Here is a 15,829-nt window from a genome sequence, read left to right on the forward strand (position 1 = left end):
TCCGTATGTCCGGACAAACCGTTGACAGGGGTGCGGGGGAGGGCTAGACCTGGGGACAGCCGCCCGGTCGCCGGTCGAAGGGATGCAGATGCCTGAGCTGTACGACGTGATCACCATGGGCCGGATCGGTGTGGATCTCTACCCCCTGCAGACCGGTCGACCACTGGCCCGGGTCGACACCTTCGGGAAGTTCCTCGGCGGCTCACCCACCAACGTCGCCGTCGCCGCGGCCCGGCTCGGCCGGCGGGCCGCGGTGGTGACCCGTACCGGCCGGGACGCGTTCGGGGAGTATCTCCACCAGCAGTTGCGGGAGTTCGGGGTGGACGATCGCTGGGTGACGCCCGTCGACGCGTATCCGACGCCGGTCACCTTCTGCGAGATCTTCCCGCCCGACGACTTCCCGCTCTACTTCTACCGCCGGCCCAAGGCCCCCGACCTGGAGATCCACGCTTCGGAGCTGGACCTCGACGCGGTACGCGCGGCCCGGGTCTTCTGGATGACGGGCACCGGGCTGTGCGCCGAACCCAGCCGCGCGTCGACCCTCGCCGCACTCCGCGCCCGCGACCGGAACGGCATCACCGTCTTCGACCTCGACTGGCGCCCGATGTTCTGGGACGCCGACTCGACCACCTCCGACTCGACCACCTCCGACTCCACGACCTCCACCCCAACTGCCCGCTACCGCGAGGCCCTCGCCCACGCCACCGTCGCCGTCGGCAACCTCGACGAGTGCGAGATCGCGACCGGCGAGCGCGAACCGTACGCGGCCGCCCGTGCCCTGATTGCCGCGGGCGTCGAGCTGGCCGTCGTCAAACGGGGCCCCAAGGGTGTCCTCGCCGTCCACCGCGACGGCACGGTGGCCGATGTGCCGCCGCTGCCGGTCGAGGTGGTCAACGGCCTCGGCGCCGGCGACGCCTTCGGCGGGGCGCTCTGCCACGGGCTCCTCGCCGGCTGGGAGACCGAACGCGTCATGCGGTACGCCAACGCGGCCGGTGCGATCGTCGCCTCCCGGCTCGCCTGCTCGTCCGCCATGCCGTTCCCATACGAAGTCGAAGCGGCCCTGGCCGCAGGCGCCGTCACCTCCCGCCCCACCGGAGCCACCCCATGACGCCCCCGGCCTCCTCGGTCTCCGAACTCGTCCAGCTGCGCATGCGCCACCCCGAGGCCGTCGCCGAGGCCGCCGCGCACCGCCGCAGACGTCCCCTCGTCGGCGACGGCGGACGCCTGATGATCATCGCGGCGGACCATCCGGCCCGCGGCTCCCTCGCCGTCGGCGACCGCGAACTGGCCATGGCCAACCGGTTCGAGCTCCTGGAACGGCTCTGCCTCGCCCTCTCCCGCCCCGGCGTCGACGGCGTCCTCGCCACCGCCGACATCCTCGACGACCTGCTGCTGCTCGGCGCGTTGGAGAGCAAGGTCGTCATCGGCTCGATGAACCGCGGCGGGCTCGCGGGCGCCGCCTTCGAACTCGACGACCGCTTCACCGGCCACCGCCCCGAGGACCTCGACCGGCTCCGCTTCGACGCGGGCAAGCTGCTCCTGCGCATCGACTACGACGACCCCGGCTCGCTCGACACCATGCACGCCACCGCCCGGGCCATCGACGCCATGGCCGCGTACCGGCTGCCGGTCTTCGTCGAGCCGTTCCTCTGCCGCCGCAGGGACGGCCATGTCCGCAACGAGCTCGGGGCGGAGGCGGTCACCACCTCGATCGCCATCGCTTCGGGACTGGCCGGGACGTCCGCGTACACCTGGCTCAAGGTGCCCGTCACCGAGAACCCCGGCGACATGGCCCGGGTGATGGAGGCCTCGACGCTGCCCGCCGTGCTGCTGGGCGGCGAGGTGGGCGACGACCTGGACGGCGCGTTCGAGAAGTGGCGCACGGCGCTGCGACTGCCCACGGTCCAGGGCCTGGTGGTGGGGCGTTCGCTGCTCTACCCGGCCGACGGAAAGGTGGCCGCGGCCGTCGACACGGCCGTATCGCTGCTGGAGCCGAGAGGAACGGGCGGGGACCGGGTATCGGGTAGGGGATGGGTATGACGACGTACGAAGAACCGCGGCACCACGTTCGCGCGGGATCCACGGCGCACGGCCCCTACGCCCTCGACATCGGCCCGGAGCGCGCCGGATGGGACCGGTCGAGCCTGCGCGTGCTGGAGCTGGAGCCCGGCGGAGTTCACACACTTGTCACCGGGGAGAGCGAGTGGATCGTTCTGCCGTTGACCGGTGGCTGTACGGTGCACACCTCAGGTGAGATCTTTGAACTGCTGGGCCGGGAAAGCGTGTTCAGCGGGGTATCCGACTTCGCCTATGTACCGCGTGACGCCCATGCACAGATCGCCTCCGGCGCAGGAGGCCGCTTCGCCCTGGCAGGAGCGAAGTGCGAGCGACGACTCCCCGCTCGCTACGGCCCCGCGCCGGAGGTACCCGTCGAGCTGCGCGGCTCCGGGAACTGCTCCCGCCAGGTCAACAACTTCGCCGCCGCCGACACCTTCGCGTGCGACCGGCTGATCGCCGTCGAGGTCCTCACCCCCGGCGGCAACTGGTCGTCCTACCCGCCGCACAAACACGACGAGCACCGCCCCGGCGTCGAATCCGTGCTGGAGGAGATCTACTACTTCGAGGTGGCGGACGACGGCCTCGGCTACCACCGGGTGTCGCCGTCCCGGACGGGCGGTACGGACGTCCTCGCCGAGGTCCGCAGCGGCGACGCGGTCCTCATCCCGGACGGCTGGCACGGCCCGTCCATCGCCGCCCCCGGCCGCACCCTGTACTACCTCAACGTGATGGCGGGCCCGGGGGAGCAGCGGGAGTGGCTGATCACCGACCACCCCGACCACAGCTGGATCCGCGACACCTGGCCCACCCAGCCGGTGGACCCCAGACTCCCGCTGTACGGGACGGAGGCACCCGCATGAGTACCCGCCGCCTGACCACCGCCCAGGCCCTGGTGTCCTTCCTGACCCGCCAGTACACCGAGCGCGACGGCCGACGGCAACGGCTGATCGGCGCCACCTGGGGCATCTTCGGCCACGGCAACGTCGCCGGAATCGGCCAGGCGCTCGTCGAGTCCGGCCGCGCCATGCCCTACCTCCAGGGCCGCAACGAACAGGCCATGGTGCACGCCGCCGTCGGCTACGCCCGCCAGTCCGGCCGGCTCTCCGCGCACGCGGTCACCACGTCCATCGGCCCCGGCGCCACCAACCTCGTCACCGGCGCGGCCCTCGCCACCATCAACCACCTCCCCGTCCTCCTCCTGCCCGGGGACACCTTCGCGACCCGTCCCGCCGACCCCGTGCTCCAGCAGCTCGAAGTCCCGGCGGCGGGCGACATCTCGGTCAACGACTGTCTGCGCCCCGTCTCCCGCTACTTCGACCGGATCACCCGCCCCGAGGCCCTGATCCCGGCCGCACTCCAGGCGATGCGGACCCTCGCCGACCCGGCGGAGACCGGCGCCGTCACCCTCGCGCTGCCGCAGGACGTACAGGCCCAGGCGTACGACTGGCCGGAGGAGTTCTTCGCCGAGCGCGTGTGGTACGTACGCCGCCCCGCCCCCGATCCGCACGAGCTCGACCGAGCGGTGCGGGCCGTGCGCAGCGCCCGCAGGCCGCTGATCGTGGCGGGCGGCGGTGTCCACCACAGCGCGGCCGAGGAGACCCTCGCCGCGTTCGCCGCCGCCACCCGTATCCCCGTCGCCTCCACCCAGGCCGGCAAGGGCTCCCTGCGCCACGACCACCCCGCCGACGTCGGCGGCATCGGCCACACCGGCACCGCGACCGCCGACGAACTGGCCCGCACCGCCGACCTGGTGATCGGCATCGGCACCCGCTATTCCGACTTCACCACCGCCTCCGCCACGCTCTTCCCGAACCCGGCAGTCCGCTTCCTCAACGTCAACATCACCGGCTTCGACGCCCACAAGCTCGGCGCGCTGCCGCTCGTCGCCGACGCCCGTACCGCCCTCGAAGCCCTCACCGCCGCGCTCGCCGCACGCAACCACCGCGTCGACCCGTCCTACGAGACCGAGTACACCGAGGCCAAGGAGGAATGGGAGCAGCGTGTCACCGCCGCGTTCACCGCCGAGGACCCGCACGCCCGCCCCACCCAGGCCCAGGTCCTCGGCCTGCTCGACGTGCTCGTCACCGAGGACGACATTCTGATCAACGCGGCCGGTTCGCTCCCCGGCGACCTGCACAAACTCTGGCGGACCCGTTCCCCGCACCAGTACCACGTCGAGTACGGGTACTCCTGCATGGGCTACGAGATCCCGGCCGCGATCGGGGTCCAGCTGGCCGCCCCCGGCCGCCCCGTCTGGGCCCTCGTCGGCGACGGCACGTACCTGATGAATCCCACCGAGATCGTCACCGCCGTGCAGCAGGAACTCCCCGTGAAGCTGGTCGTCCTCCAGAACCACGGCTACGCCTCCATCGGCTCTCTCTCCGAGACGGTCGGCGGCGAACGCTTCGGCACCGCCTACCGTCACCGCGCCGAGGACGGCACGTTCACCGGCCCGCCGCTCCCCGTCGACCTCGCGGCCAACGCCGGTTCGCTCGGGATGCGGGTACTGCGCGCCAAGACCGTGCGTGACCTGCGTGAAGCCCTTGCCGAGGCGCGCGCCGCGGACCGTCCCACTTGTGTCTACGTCGAGACCGAAACGGCAGACACAGTGTCGGGCCCGCCTCCGGCACAGGCGTGGTGGGATGTTCCCGTAGCCGAAACGGCCACCCGGCCGTCGGCCGTGAAAGCCCGCGAAGAGTACGACCGACACGTCGCCGACCGACGCCGCCACCTCTGAAGACGCCACTGAAGGAGTTCTGTCATGAAGACCGTCAACCACTGGATCGGTGGCAAGACCGTCGAGGGCGCGTCGGGCAACTACGGCCCGGTCACCGACCCGGCCACCGGCGCCGTCACCACCCAGGTCGCGCTCGCCTCCCTCGAAGAGGTCGACGCCGCGGTGGCCGCCGCCAAGGACGCCTACGCCACCTGGGGCACGTCCTCGCTGGCCACCCGCACCGCGATCCTCTTCCGCTACCGCGCGCTGCTCGACGCCCACCGCGACGACATTGCCGCACTCATCACCGCCGAGCACGGCAAGGTGCACTCGGACGCGCTGGGCGAGGTCGCCCGCGGTCTGGAGATCGTCGAGCTGGCCTGCGGCATCACGACCCAGCTGAAGGGCGAGCTGTCCACCCAGGTCTCCAGCCGGGTCGACGTCTCCGCGATCCGCCAGTCGCTCGGTGTCGTCGCCGGGATCACCCCGTTCAACTTCCCGGCCATGGTCCCGATGTGGATGTTCCCGCTGGCCATCGCCTGCGGGAACACCTTTGTGCTCAAGCCCAGCGAGAAGGACCCGTCGGCCGCCAATCTGCTGGCCGAGCTGGCCTCCGAGGCCGGTCTGCCGGACGGCGTGCTGAACGTCCTGCACGGCGACAAGGTCGCCGTCGACGGGCTGCTGAACCACCCCGACGTGGCCGCGGTCTCCTTCGTCGGCTCCACCCCGATCGCCCGGTACATCCACGCCACCGCCTCCGCCAACGGCAAGCGCGTCCAGGCGCTCGGCGGCGCCAAGAACCACATGCTGGTGCTGCCGGACGCGGACCTCGACGCCGCGGCCGACGCCGCCGTCTCCGCCGCGTACGGCTCCGCCGGTGAGCGCTGCATGGCGATCTCCGCGGTCGTCGCCGTCGGCTCCATCGCGGACGAGCTCGTCGCGAAGATCAAGGAGCGCGCCGAGAAGATCAAGATCGGCCCCGGCAACGACCCCGCGTCCGAGATGGGCCCGCTGATCACCGCCGCCCACCGCGACAAGGTCGCCTCCTACGTCACGGGCGCGGCCGCCCAGGGCGCCGATGTCGTTCTCGACGGCACGGGCTTCACCGTAGACGGCTTCGAGGACGGCCACTGGATCGGCCTCTCCCTCCTCGACAACGTGTCCACCGACTCGGACGCGTACAAGGACGAGATCTTCGGCCCGGTCCTGTGTGTCCTGCGCACCGAGACGTACGAGGAGGGCGTCGCCCTCATGAACGCCTCGCCGTTCGGCAACGGCACCGCGATCTTCACCCGTGACGGTGGCGCCGCCCGCCGCTTCCAGCTGGAGATCGAGGCCGGCATGGTCGGAGTCAACGTGCCGATCCCGGTGCCGGTCGGCTACCACTCCTTCGGTGGCTGGAAGGACTCGCTCTTCGGCGACCACCACATCTACGGCAACGACGGCGTGCACTTCTACACCCGCGGCAAGGTCGTCACCACCCGCTGGCCGGACCCGGCCGACGCCCCGGCGGGCGTGGACCTGGGCTTCCCGCGCAACCACTGATCCCTCATCCCGGCCGACGGCCCGTACGGACGCATCCCCGTCCGTGCGGGCCGTCGCCGTGTCCGTACGGGCCCGGCGCCCCGCGCTCTCACATGCGCCGCAGCCCCGCGTACTGGACCGCGCCCATGGCCGCCACGACCAGGCCCTGGAACACGATCCAGCCGTTGCCGACCGCCGTTGCGGTCAGCGCGTCCAGGACGACGGTCACGACACCGGCCACGGCCCAGGCCGCGTTCAGGGCGATGACGACGGTGACCGCGCCGCGGCTGATGTTCTCCTGCCGCGAGACGACCAGCACCCACAGCGCGTACACCGTGAGGAAGACGCCCACCGCGTACTGGAGGGGGAGCGGCACGCCGAGGAACGAGTCCAGGACGGTGGCGAGCGCGAGGTATCCGATGCCGTTCGCACCGGTGAGGATCACGTCTGCCACGAGGGCCGCCCGGAGAAGGCCGTCGGGGCGGGCGGTGCCCGCCGCCGGGACCGTACTCGCGTTCTGGGACGACATCACTGGGTCCTCCTGTCGTTGTCATGCGGTCGCTCAGTTCATGCGAACGGTATGGACGGGCCAGGCATCCGCTCAATTACCTCTGAGGTCATGGCCGCCCGGGGCGGGCCGACGAGCGCGCCCGGCGGAGACCGTCGCAGGGCAGACGATTCACCGCCCGCAGTCAATGCGGCGTGCTTATTTCGCATTACGGTGAGTTAATGACCTGCCCTTTATGTGGCGCAGACCACGTGACGCGCACCACTCTTGTGGCGATTTGGCGCATTTGCCGTGTGTGGTGGGCCACGTGACGGGCGTCACTATGATGCGGAATAGTAGAGATCCGGTGCTGTCGTTCCTGTTGTCGTGCCGCATTCGTGGATCATTTCTGACGCCACATACGATTCCATTTAGTAAAAGGCCATCATTGACCTGGATTTCCTCTTGGCATAACAATTCTTGGCATCACCCCACCGACGGAAGAGGAATTTCCGAATGCAGATCACCGCGATGCCCAAGAAGTTCACCCGCATGACCCGCACCAAGAAGGCTTCGCTGGGCATGCTCGCCGCCGGTGCGGCGATCGTGGCCGGCACCGTCGCCGGCGCCCCGGGCGCCTCGGCCGCGACCCCCACCAAGGCCCCCACCGGCAATGTGGACGTCTGGATCAAGCAGGCGCTGGAGGTCATGCGTGCGAAGGGCATCCCCGGCTCGTACGAAGGTATCCACCGCAACCTGATGCGTGAGTCCGCGGGCAACCCGAACGCCATCAACAACTGGGACTCCAACGCCGCCAAGGGCATCCCGTCCAAGGGGCTGCTCCAGGTCATCGACCCCACCTTCAACGCGTACCACGTCAGCGGCACCTCCAAGAACATCTACGACCCCGTCGCCAACATCGCCGCTGCCTCCAACTACGCCGCGCACCGCTACGGTTCCATCGACAACGTCAACTCCGCCTACTGAGCGAGGCAGGGTATCCACGTCGCATGACCGTGCCAGGGGCGTCCCGGGCCGGGACCGAAGAGAAGCCGAAGAAAGGGAGCCGTCACGGCTCCCCTTCATCGGCTTCTTCGGTTTCTCCGGCTTCTTCCCTTTCCCTGCACTCCTGGGATTCTTCGGCCGGCGCTCGGCCTCGGCGTCAACGCGCCGAGTCCGTCGCCCTCTCCGGGCGGACCGCCTCGGCGAGCATCCGCTCCATCGGAACGGCGCCCACCCGCCCCGAGACCAGGAACGCGCACACCAGCGTCAGCACCATGACCACCGTGCCGAGCCACACCATCGTCTCGACCGGCACGGTGTACGCCCCCGCGGCCCGCACCACGCACTCGCCCAGCAGTGCCGCGCCCCACACCGCCGAGAACCGGACCTCCGCCCGCCGGAACGCCGCCGACTCCGCCGAAAGCCGCTGCCAGGCGGCGTCCTTGGCCGCATTGCCCTTGACCAGCCACGGCCGCACCCCCGCGGTCATCATCGGCTGCCCCTTCAGCGCGGTCACCAGGATGACGAGCCCGATGATGCTGCTCACCCCGCTGTCCTTGGCAAGCATCAGCCGCGGGTCGCCGACCACCAGACTCGTCAGCAGCCCGACCACGTTGACCGTCACCATCAGCGCCGCCAGCCCGTTCAGCCGCCGCTTGCGCACCACCCCCCACACGGTGCGCACGGCCGGCACCACACTGCTCCACGCCAGCGCGGCGAACGTGCCCATGCCCGCCGCCTTCAGCGCGTAGTACGAGGCGAGCGGCACCCCCACGTCCACGAGCAGCGGCATCATGCTGTCCAGCAACGCCTTGCGGGGAGCGAACGGGGCGGCGGCGGCCGGAGCGTCTGCGACAGGGGCGGTGGCTGTGGCGGCCGGGCTGGTCATGACGGGTTCCTCTCCCGTATCGGCGGGCGCCTTCGCGGCCCCCGCTCTCGATACGTACAGACTGGCGGCCGGGGCCCGGTGCCCGGCAGAGCCGCCTGTACCGAGGTCCGTGTGACGAATGTCAGCTCCTGCCGGTGACGCGACAGGAGTCGGGAGCGCGGCGGGGGCCGATGGCACGGCGGGGGCCGATGGCGCGGCGGGCCTTCGCGGCGCCCGTAACCCGGTCGCCTCGCCGGCCGGACCGGTGCTGTGATGGGGTCATGACCGCCCCGACCAGGCCACAGCACGAGATCCGCGCCCAGCACACGGACACGACCATCACCGTCTACCAGGCGTATGCCCCGTTCATCGGGCTGCCCGCCGTGCGCGACGGGCGCTTCCCGGATGCCTGGAAGCGTGACCGCATGACATGGATCAAGCCGAGCTTCCTGTGGATGATGTACCGCTGCGGCTGGGCCACGAAGGAGGGGCAGGAGACCGTCCTGGCCGTCGAGATCACCCGCGAGGGCTTCGACTGGGCGCTGGCCAACTCCGAACTCTCCCACTACGTACGAGGAGTTCACCCCGACCACGGCACCTGGCGGCAGAGCCTGCGCCGGAGCCCGGCCCGCGTCCAGTGGGATCCAGAGCGCGACCTCCGCCTGAACCGGCTCACCTACCGCTCCCTGCAGCTCGGCCTCTCCGGCGACGCGGCGCGGCGGTACGCGGACGAGTGGACGGTCTCGATCCGTGACGTCACCCCGCTCGCCCGGCGGATCCACGAACTGGTGTCGGCCGGACGGCTCGACGAAGCGGCGGAGCTCCTGCCGCCGGAGGTGCCGTATCCCGGGGGAACGTGACACCAGGCCCCTTCGCCCCTTCGGCCCCGAACCGGCCCTCCTCGCCGCTCCCGACCCGGCCAAAAGGGCTGATTACCCGATAGTGAACATATTGGGCATTACGCTCCGTGCATGACTCACCATGCCATCCTCCTGGCGGCATCCGGCCTGAAGATCGACTGGGCCAAGATGCCGACGTACAACACGATCATGGCGGTGGCCGCCGGAGCCGGGCTGCTGCTCGTGGTGGCGCTGGGGCGCCTGCTCCTCGCGTCCGACCGCACCATCACCCCCGAAGGCTGGGTGCTGGCGTTCGGTGCCGTCGGCTTCACGCTTGTCACCACCGGCCTCCACATGACCCTGACCTGGCCGCTCGCCGGACAGGGCTTCCCGTTCGACAACATCATCTTCGGCGAACCGGCACTGGCCTTCGGCGTCTTCCTGCTTGCCGCATCCTGCTACCTCTGGAAACGCGGTGCCGAACTCAACAGCGCCGACCGCATCGTTCACGCGGCCCGCGTCGCCGCACCCATCTCCGTCTTCGTCTTCGGCCTCGGGCTCGCCTGCTTCGGGATCGCCGCCGCGGGCTGGAAGTACACCCTCTTCGCGGCGCCGCCCGAGGAACCCATCTCCGGCGAGTTCGCGAAGTGGCCGATCATGGAAGCGAGCTTCATGTCCGGGCTGTACGTCCTCGTGGGCATCGGCGCGCTCCTGTTCCCGTTCGCCGTGCGCCGGCCCAGGAGCCGGCTGAGCCCGGTCATCGGAGTCGTCTGGGGCCTGGCCGGACTGGTGTTCCTGCTCTTCGGCGGGCTCAACTACTTCACCCACATCGGCCTCATCATCAACACCATGTGACCTGCGCGGAATCCCGGTGGGCCCGGCCCGGGCTCCTCGGCATACCGCGTACGGAGTACGGCGGCTGAGTGCCGTACGCCGAAAGGAGGCCGGAGAGTTCCCCCCGGAGGCTGCCCGCACGCCGCGCTGGTCCGCTTAGGGTCGGGAACCATGGAGACCCCTGATGCGCGTACATCCCGGTGGCGGCGGCTGCTGCCCCGTATGCCCCGCCGCCGCGGTCGGTGGACAGCGGGCCTCGCGGCGTTCGCCGTGCTGGCCGGTGCGGGTACCTGGACCGCCGCGGCCGACGACGGCGGGCCCGCCGTGCACCGCCAGGACCGGATGATGCGGATCGACGGCGTGTCCCTCGACACCTCGTACTTCACCACCGGCGGTACGCACCGCCGGCCGGCCGTGCTGATCGGGCACGGGTTCGGCGGAAGCAAGAACGATGTGCGGGCGCAGGCCGAGCAGTTGGCCGCCGCCGGATACGCCGTACTGACCTGGTCCGCCCGCGGTTTCGGGAAATCGGGCGGGGAGATCTCGCTCAATGCCCCCGACCGCGAGGTCGAGGACGTGTCCCGGCTGATCGACTGGCTCGCCGACCGGCCCGAGGTGGAGCTCGACGCCGAGGGCGACCCGCGGGTCGGGGTCACCGGGGCCTCCTACGGCGGAGCCGTCTCACTCCTCGCCGCCGGGTACGACAAGCGCGTCGACGCCATCGCCCCGCAGATCACCTACTGGAACCTCGCCGACGCGCTGTTCCCCGACGGCGTCTTCAAGAAGCTCTGGGCCGGAATCTTCGTCACCACGGGCGGCGGCTGCCAGAAGTTCGAGAAGCGGCTCTGCGACATGTACGAACGGGTCGCCGTCAGCGGAAAGCCGGACGCCGCCGCGCGTGCGCTGCTGACCGAGCGTTCCCCGAGCGCCGTCGCCGACCGCATCAAAGTGCCCGCGCTCATCGTGCAGGGGCAGTCCGACTCCCTCTTCCCGCTCGGCCAGGCCGACGCCATGGCCGAGGCGATCAGCGGCAACGGCGCACCGGTCGCCGTCGACTGGATCGCCGGCGGGCACGACGGCGGCGACCTGGAGACCGACCGGGTACGCCGGCGCATCGGCGCCTGGTTCGACCGGTATCTCAAGGGCGACAAGGGCACCGACACCGGACCCGCGTTCCGCGTCACCCGGACCGGAGGCATCGACTCCACCGACGGCGCCGCCCTCACCCGCGGGGCGGGCAGCGACACGTACCCGGGGCTGAGCAGCGGAGCGGAAACGATCGGTCTGGGGCGGCGGGCGCAGACGTTCCGTAACCCCGCCGGGGCCAACCCGCCCGCCGTCTCGGCCGTTCCCGGCGTCGGTGGCGGGCTGTCCCAGCTGTCGTCCCTCGGCGTCGGTCTCTCCCTCGACTTCCCCGGCCAGTACGCCCGCTTCGACTCGGCACCGCTGGACACGTCCCTGCGCGTCACCGGTTCGCCGACCGTGCGGGTCAGGGTGACAGCGGAGCGGGGCGACGCCGTGCTGTTCGGCAAGGTGTACGACGTGTCGCCGGACGGCAAGCAGCAGGTGCTGCCCGCCCAGTTGGTCGCCCCCTTCCGGATCCCGCAGGACCGGCAGGGCAAGGCCGTGACCCTGACCCTCCCCGCGATCGACCACCGATTCGATACCGGACACCGGCTCCGCCTGGTCCTCTCCGCCACCGACCTCGGCTACGCCTCACCGGCCGAGCCGACGACGTACACCGTGACCCCCACCGGGCCACTGACCGTCCCCACCGCGCCCGCCCTGAAGACCGCACCGGCCACCCTGCCCTGGTGGACCTGGGGGCTCCCGGCCGCCGCCGTGGTGATCGCTGCAGCGCTGCTGCTCACCGCCCGCCGCCGCACCGCGACCCCCGCGCCCGACCCGGTGCTCGCCGAGGTGCCCCTCCGGATCACCGGCCTGTCGAAGAAGTACGCGAAGTCCGCAGACCTTCCCCGAGCTCTCAACTTCGTTCGAGCAGGGGAGACCCCATACGCCGTCAGGGAACTGTCCTTCCGGGTCGAGAAGGGGCAGGTACTCGGACTCCTCGGCCCCAACGGGGCGGGCAAGACCACGACCCTGCGCATGCTGATGGGCCTCATCACGCCCGACGACGGCGAGATCCGCGTCTTCGGACAGGCCGTCCGGCCGGGCGCGCCCGTACTGTCCCGTGTCGGCTCGTTCGTCGAAGGGGCGGGCTTCCTGCCGCACCTGACCGGGCGTGCCAACCTGGAGCTGTACTGGCAGGCCACCGGACGGCCCGCCCAGGACGCCCACATCGAGGAGGCCCTGGAGATCGCCGGGCTCGGTGACGCCCTGGCCCGCGCCGTGCGCACGTACTCGCAGGGCATGCGGCAACGGCTCGCCATCGCCCAGGCCATGCTCGGCATGCCGGACCTGCTCATCCTCGACGAACCGACCAACGGACTCGACCCGCCCCAGATCCGCGAGATGCGCGACGTGATGATCCGGTACGCGGCCGGCGGCCGGACCGTCATCGTCTCCAGCCACCTCCTGTCCGAGGTCGAACAGTCCTGCACCCACCTCGTGGTCATGGACCGGGGCCGGCTCGTCCAGGCCGGCCCGGTCGCCGAGATCACCGGCTCCGGCGACATGCTGCTCGTCACCAGCGCGCGCGAGCTGGCCGAACCCCTCGTGGAGAAGATCGCCGCACTGCCGGGGATCGGCTCGGCGGCCCGTACGGACGACGGCCGCGGCCTGCTCGTCCGGCTCGACGGTGCCACCTCGCCCGAGCTGATCGCCGAACTCGTCCGGCTGGACGTGCCGCTGACCGGCGTCGGGCCGCACCGCCGCCTGGAGGACGCGTTCCTCACCCTGATCTCCGGAGGCTCCGCATGAGTGCCGCAGTCGATGTCACGGAAGCCGCCGGGGCACCCGGCTACCGCGCCCGGCACACCCTGCCGCTGCGCGTCGAGGCGGTACGCCAGCTGCGCAGGCGCCGCACGCTGCTCATGGGCGGGGTGCTGGCCGCGCTGCCGTTCATCCTGATCACCGCGTTCGCGATCGGCGGCACACCGTCCTCGCGGGGCGGCGGCGACCGGGTCACCCTGATGGACACCGCGACCGCGTCCGCCGCGAACTTCGCCGCGACGTGCCTCTTCGTGTCCGCCGGGTTCCTGCTCGTCGTCCCGGTGGCGCTGTTCTGCGGGGACACTGTCGCGTCCGAGGCCAGTTGGTCCTCGCTGCGCTATCTGCTGGCGGCGCCGGTGCCACGGGCCAGGCTGTTGTGGAGCAAGCTCGTCGTGGCGCTCGGCTTCAGCCTGGCCGCGATGGTGCTGCTGCCGCTCGTCGCGCTGGCCGCGGGAGCCGTCGCGTACGGCTGGGGGCCGCTCGAACTCCCCACCGGCGGGGCGCTGGCGACCTCGGACACCGTGCCCCGGCTGGCGCTCGTCGTCGCCTTCGTCTTCGTCTCCCAACTGGTCACCGCCGGACTGGCGTTCTGGCTGTCGACGAAGACCGACGCCCCGCTGGGCGCGGTCGGCGGGGCGGTCGGGCTGACCATCGTCGGCAATGTGCTGGACGCCGTCACCGCGCTCGGTTCCTGGCGCGAATTCCTGCCCGCACATTGGCAGTTCGCCTGGGCGGACGCGCTCCAGCCCGAACTGGAATGGGGCGGCATGGTGAAGGGCGCGGCGATCTCGGTGACGTATGCCCTGATCCTGTTCGCCTTCGCCTTCCGGGGGTTCAGCCGTAAGGACATCGTGTCCTGAGCTCGACATTCCGCCGATTTCCCGGCCTCCGTTGCCGCATCGAGATTCATCCGCAACGTCTTCGTCTGTTCCTCGGCGCCGTCTCGCACGTCACATTCACAAGTGCTGACACGACGTGGGGGGCTCGGGATGGAACGCCGGACAGGAAAGTACGCAGCGACGTACGTACGGACATGGCACGCGGCACTCGGGGTGCTGCTGGCGGGCGGGGTGCTGCTCACCGGTTGCTCGGCCACGACGACCAAGGAGAACTCCGCCATGGACCGCGGGGTCGCACCCGGCCCGGCCCCCGCGGCGGGCGGTGTCGCGGACGGCGACGGCGCGAAGGGCGCGAAGAAGCAGGACGGGATCCGGGAGTCCGCGCCGCCCGACTATCTGTCCACCTTCGCGCTGGACGTCGACACCGCCTCGTACGGATACGCGCGCCGCACCCTCGCCGACGGCAACCTGCCAGAGCCGGCCACCGTGCGGCCCGAGGAGTTCGTCAACAGCTTCCGCCAGGGCTACCGGCGCCCGGCCGGCAACGGCTTCACCGTGAACGTCGACGGGGCCCGCGCCGGGGCGGACGGCTGGTCGCTGGTGCGGGTCGGCCTGGCCACCCGGGCCGCCCCCGCCCGCGAGGAACGCCCGCCCGCCGCGCTCACCTTCGTCGTCGACATCTCCGGCTCGATGGCCGAAGCGGGCCGCCTCGACCTGGTGAAGAAGTCCCTGGGCATCCTCACCGACGAACTCCGCGACGACGACTCGGTCTCCCTGGTCACCTTCAGCGACAAGGCGAAGACGCTGCTGCCGATGACCCGGCTGCGGGACCACCGCGGCACGATCCGCGACCGCGTCGACTCCATGGAACCCACCGACTCCACCAACCTGGAAGCGGGCGTCCGCCGCGGCTACGACGAGGCGGTCGACGGCCGCGTCAAGGGCGCCAACAACCGGGTCGTGCTGCTCTCCGACGCCCTCGCCAACACCGGCGCGACCGACGCCGAAGCCATCCTCGAACGCATCGGCTCCGCCCGCCGCGAGTACGGCATCACCCTCTTCGGCGTCGGCGTCGGCAGCGACTACGGCGACGCTCTGATGGAACAGCTCACCAACAAGGGCGACGGCCACACCACGTACATCGCCGACGAGGCCCAGGCCCGAAAGGTCTTCGTCGACCAGCTGCCCGCACACCTCGAACTCACCGCGCGCGACGCCAAGGCCCAGGTCGCCTTCGACCCCGAGACCGTCAAGCAGTTCAAGCTGATCGGTTACGAGGACCGCAAGGTCGCCGACGAGGACTTCCGCAACGACCGCGTCGACGGCGGCGAGGTCGGCCCCGGCCACACGGTGACGGCGCTCTACGCCGTCCACCTCAAGGACGGCGCCGCCGGTCATGTGGCGACCGCGACCGTACGCTGGCTGGACCCGAAGACCCGGGCGCCGCACGAGCGGACGGGGTCGGTCGCGACGAACGCGATCGACGGTCCGTTGTGGGACGGCGACAGCAAGCGGCTCCAAGTGACCGCGGTCGCCGCCTACTTCGCCGACGCGTTGCGCGGCGGACGACTGCCGGGCGCGCCGGGCTTCGGCGAACTTGCGGAGCGGGCAGAGAAGTTGGCATCGCAGACCGAGGACGATTCGGTACGGAAGCTGGCGACCGCGATCGGACAGGCGGACCGGCTCAGGGGCGGCGCGGACGACAACGGGACCGGGGGAGCGCAGGAGGGAGAGATCGACTGACCGGGCCGAGGGAGAGGGGCCGCGGGG

The 15,829-nt window shown here is 71.0% G+C and carries 13 protein-coding genes; 11 read left to right on the forward strand and 2 right to left on the reverse strand.

All coding sequences use genetic code 11. The annotated features are described in order from the left end of the window. The first annotated feature begins 88 nt into the window (after positions 1-88). Genes iolC through ACFU8Q_RS05715 form a run of 5 tightly spaced genes read left to right on the forward strand, consistent with a single transcriptional unit; the run spans position 89 to position 6,319 of the window. Positions 89-1,108 (forward strand): 5-dehydro-2-deoxygluconokinase, encoded by a 1,020-nt coding sequence (gene iolC, locus ACFU8Q_RS05695; protein WP_384448221.1) that lies wholly within the window; start codon positions 89-91, stop codon positions 1,106-1,108. Beyond that, the gene (locus ACFU8Q_RS05700; protein ID WP_384448224.1) at positions 1,105-2,040 is read left to right on the forward strand and encodes a deoxyribose-phosphate aldolase; all 936 of its coding nucleotides are present in this window, start codon (positions 1,105-1,107) and stop codon (positions 2,038-2,040) included. The genes iolC and ACFU8Q_RS05700 overlap by 4 nt, the downstream gene beginning before the upstream one ends. Then, positions 2,037-2,918: a 5-deoxy-glucuronate isomerase gene (gene iolB, locus ACFU8Q_RS05705; protein WP_384448227.1), complete on the forward strand. Its 882-nt coding sequence runs from the start codon at positions 2,037-2,039 to the stop codon at positions 2,916-2,918. The genes ACFU8Q_RS05700 and iolB overlap by 4 nt, the downstream gene beginning before the upstream one ends. Beyond that, positions 2,915-4,795 carry a 3D-(3,5/4)-trihydroxycyclohexane-1,2-dione acylhydrolase (decyclizing) gene (gene iolD / locus ACFU8Q_RS05710; RefSeq protein ID WP_384448230.1) on the forward strand — a complete coding sequence of 627 codons (1,881 nt, stop codon included), beginning with the start codon at positions 2,915-2,917 and terminating at the stop codon, positions 4,793-4,795. The genes iolB and iolD overlap by 4 nt, the downstream gene beginning before the upstream one ends. A gap of 24 nt (positions 4,796-4,819) precedes the next feature. Then, entirely contained in the window at positions 4,820-6,319 is a 1,500-nt protein-coding gene (locus ACFU8Q_RS05715; RefSeq protein WP_384448233.1) for a CoA-acylating methylmalonate-semialdehyde dehydrogenase, read from the forward strand. Positions 6,320-6,407: 88 nt separating this feature from the next. On the opposite strand, the gene ACFU8Q_RS05720 is transcribed toward ACFU8Q_RS05715, so the two are convergent. Next, complete coding sequence (locus tag ACFU8Q_RS05720) at positions 6,408-6,827, reverse strand: hypothetical protein (RefSeq protein ID WP_384448236.1); 420 nt, start codon at positions 6,825-6,827, stop codon at positions 6,408-6,410. A gap of 474 nt (positions 6,828-7,301) precedes the next feature. Here ACFU8Q_RS05720 and ACFU8Q_RS05725 point away from each other — a divergent pair, with 474 nt between their 5' ends. Continuing rightward, positions 7,302-7,772 (forward strand): transglycosylase SLT domain-containing protein, encoded by a 471-nt coding sequence (locus ACFU8Q_RS05725; protein WP_384448238.1) that lies wholly within the window; start codon positions 7,302-7,304, stop codon positions 7,770-7,772. Positions 7,773-7,947: 175 nt separating this feature from the next. On the opposite strand, the gene ACFU8Q_RS05730 is transcribed toward ACFU8Q_RS05725, so the two are convergent. Continuing rightward, positions 7,948-8,676 (reverse strand): VC0807 family protein, encoded by a 729-nt coding sequence (locus ACFU8Q_RS05730; protein ID WP_384448241.1) that lies wholly within the window; start codon positions 8,674-8,676, stop codon positions 7,948-7,950. 260 nt (positions 8,677-8,936) lie between these two features. On the opposite strand from ACFU8Q_RS05730, the gene ACFU8Q_RS05735 reads away from it, so the two are divergent. The 5 genes from ACFU8Q_RS05735 (at position 8,937) to ACFU8Q_RS05755 (ending at position 15,802) form a co-directional block, all read left to right on the forward strand. Then, positions 8,937-9,515 carry a DUF4291 domain-containing protein gene (locus tag ACFU8Q_RS05735; RefSeq protein WP_384448243.1) on the forward strand — a complete coding sequence of 193 codons (579 nt, stop codon included), beginning with the start codon at positions 8,937-8,939 and terminating at the stop codon, positions 9,513-9,515. A gap of 111 nt (positions 9,516-9,626) precedes the next feature. Further along, on the forward strand, positions 9,627-10,349 hold the full coding sequence (locus ACFU8Q_RS05740) for a DUF981 domain-containing protein (protein ID WP_384448245.1): 723 nt from the start codon (positions 9,627-9,629) through the stop codon (positions 10,347-10,349). Between the two features lie 150 nt (positions 10,350-10,499). Continuing rightward, on the forward strand, positions 10,500-13,208 hold the full coding sequence (locus ACFU8Q_RS05745; RefSeq protein ID WP_384448248.1) for an alpha/beta fold hydrolase: 2,709 nt from the start codon (positions 10,500-10,502) through the stop codon (positions 13,206-13,208). Continuing rightward, a complete protein-coding gene (locus ACFU8Q_RS05750; RefSeq protein WP_384448251.1) occupies positions 13,205-14,080 on the forward strand; it encodes an ABC transporter permease in 876 nt (291 codons plus the stop codon). The genes ACFU8Q_RS05745 and ACFU8Q_RS05750 overlap by 4 nt, the downstream gene beginning before the upstream one ends. A gap of 129 nt (positions 14,081-14,209) precedes the next feature. Beyond that, entirely contained in the window at positions 14,210-15,802 is a 1,593-nt protein-coding gene (locus tag ACFU8Q_RS05755; RefSeq protein WP_384448254.1) for a von Willebrand factor type A domain-containing protein, read from the forward strand. The last annotated feature ends 27 nt before the right edge of the window (positions 15,803-15,829 follow it).

The sequence above is a fragment of the Streptomyces sp. NPDC057543 genome, from assembly GCF_042801895.1.
Lineage (GTDB): Bacteria > Actinomycetota > Actinomycetes > Streptomycetales > Streptomycetaceae > Streptomyces.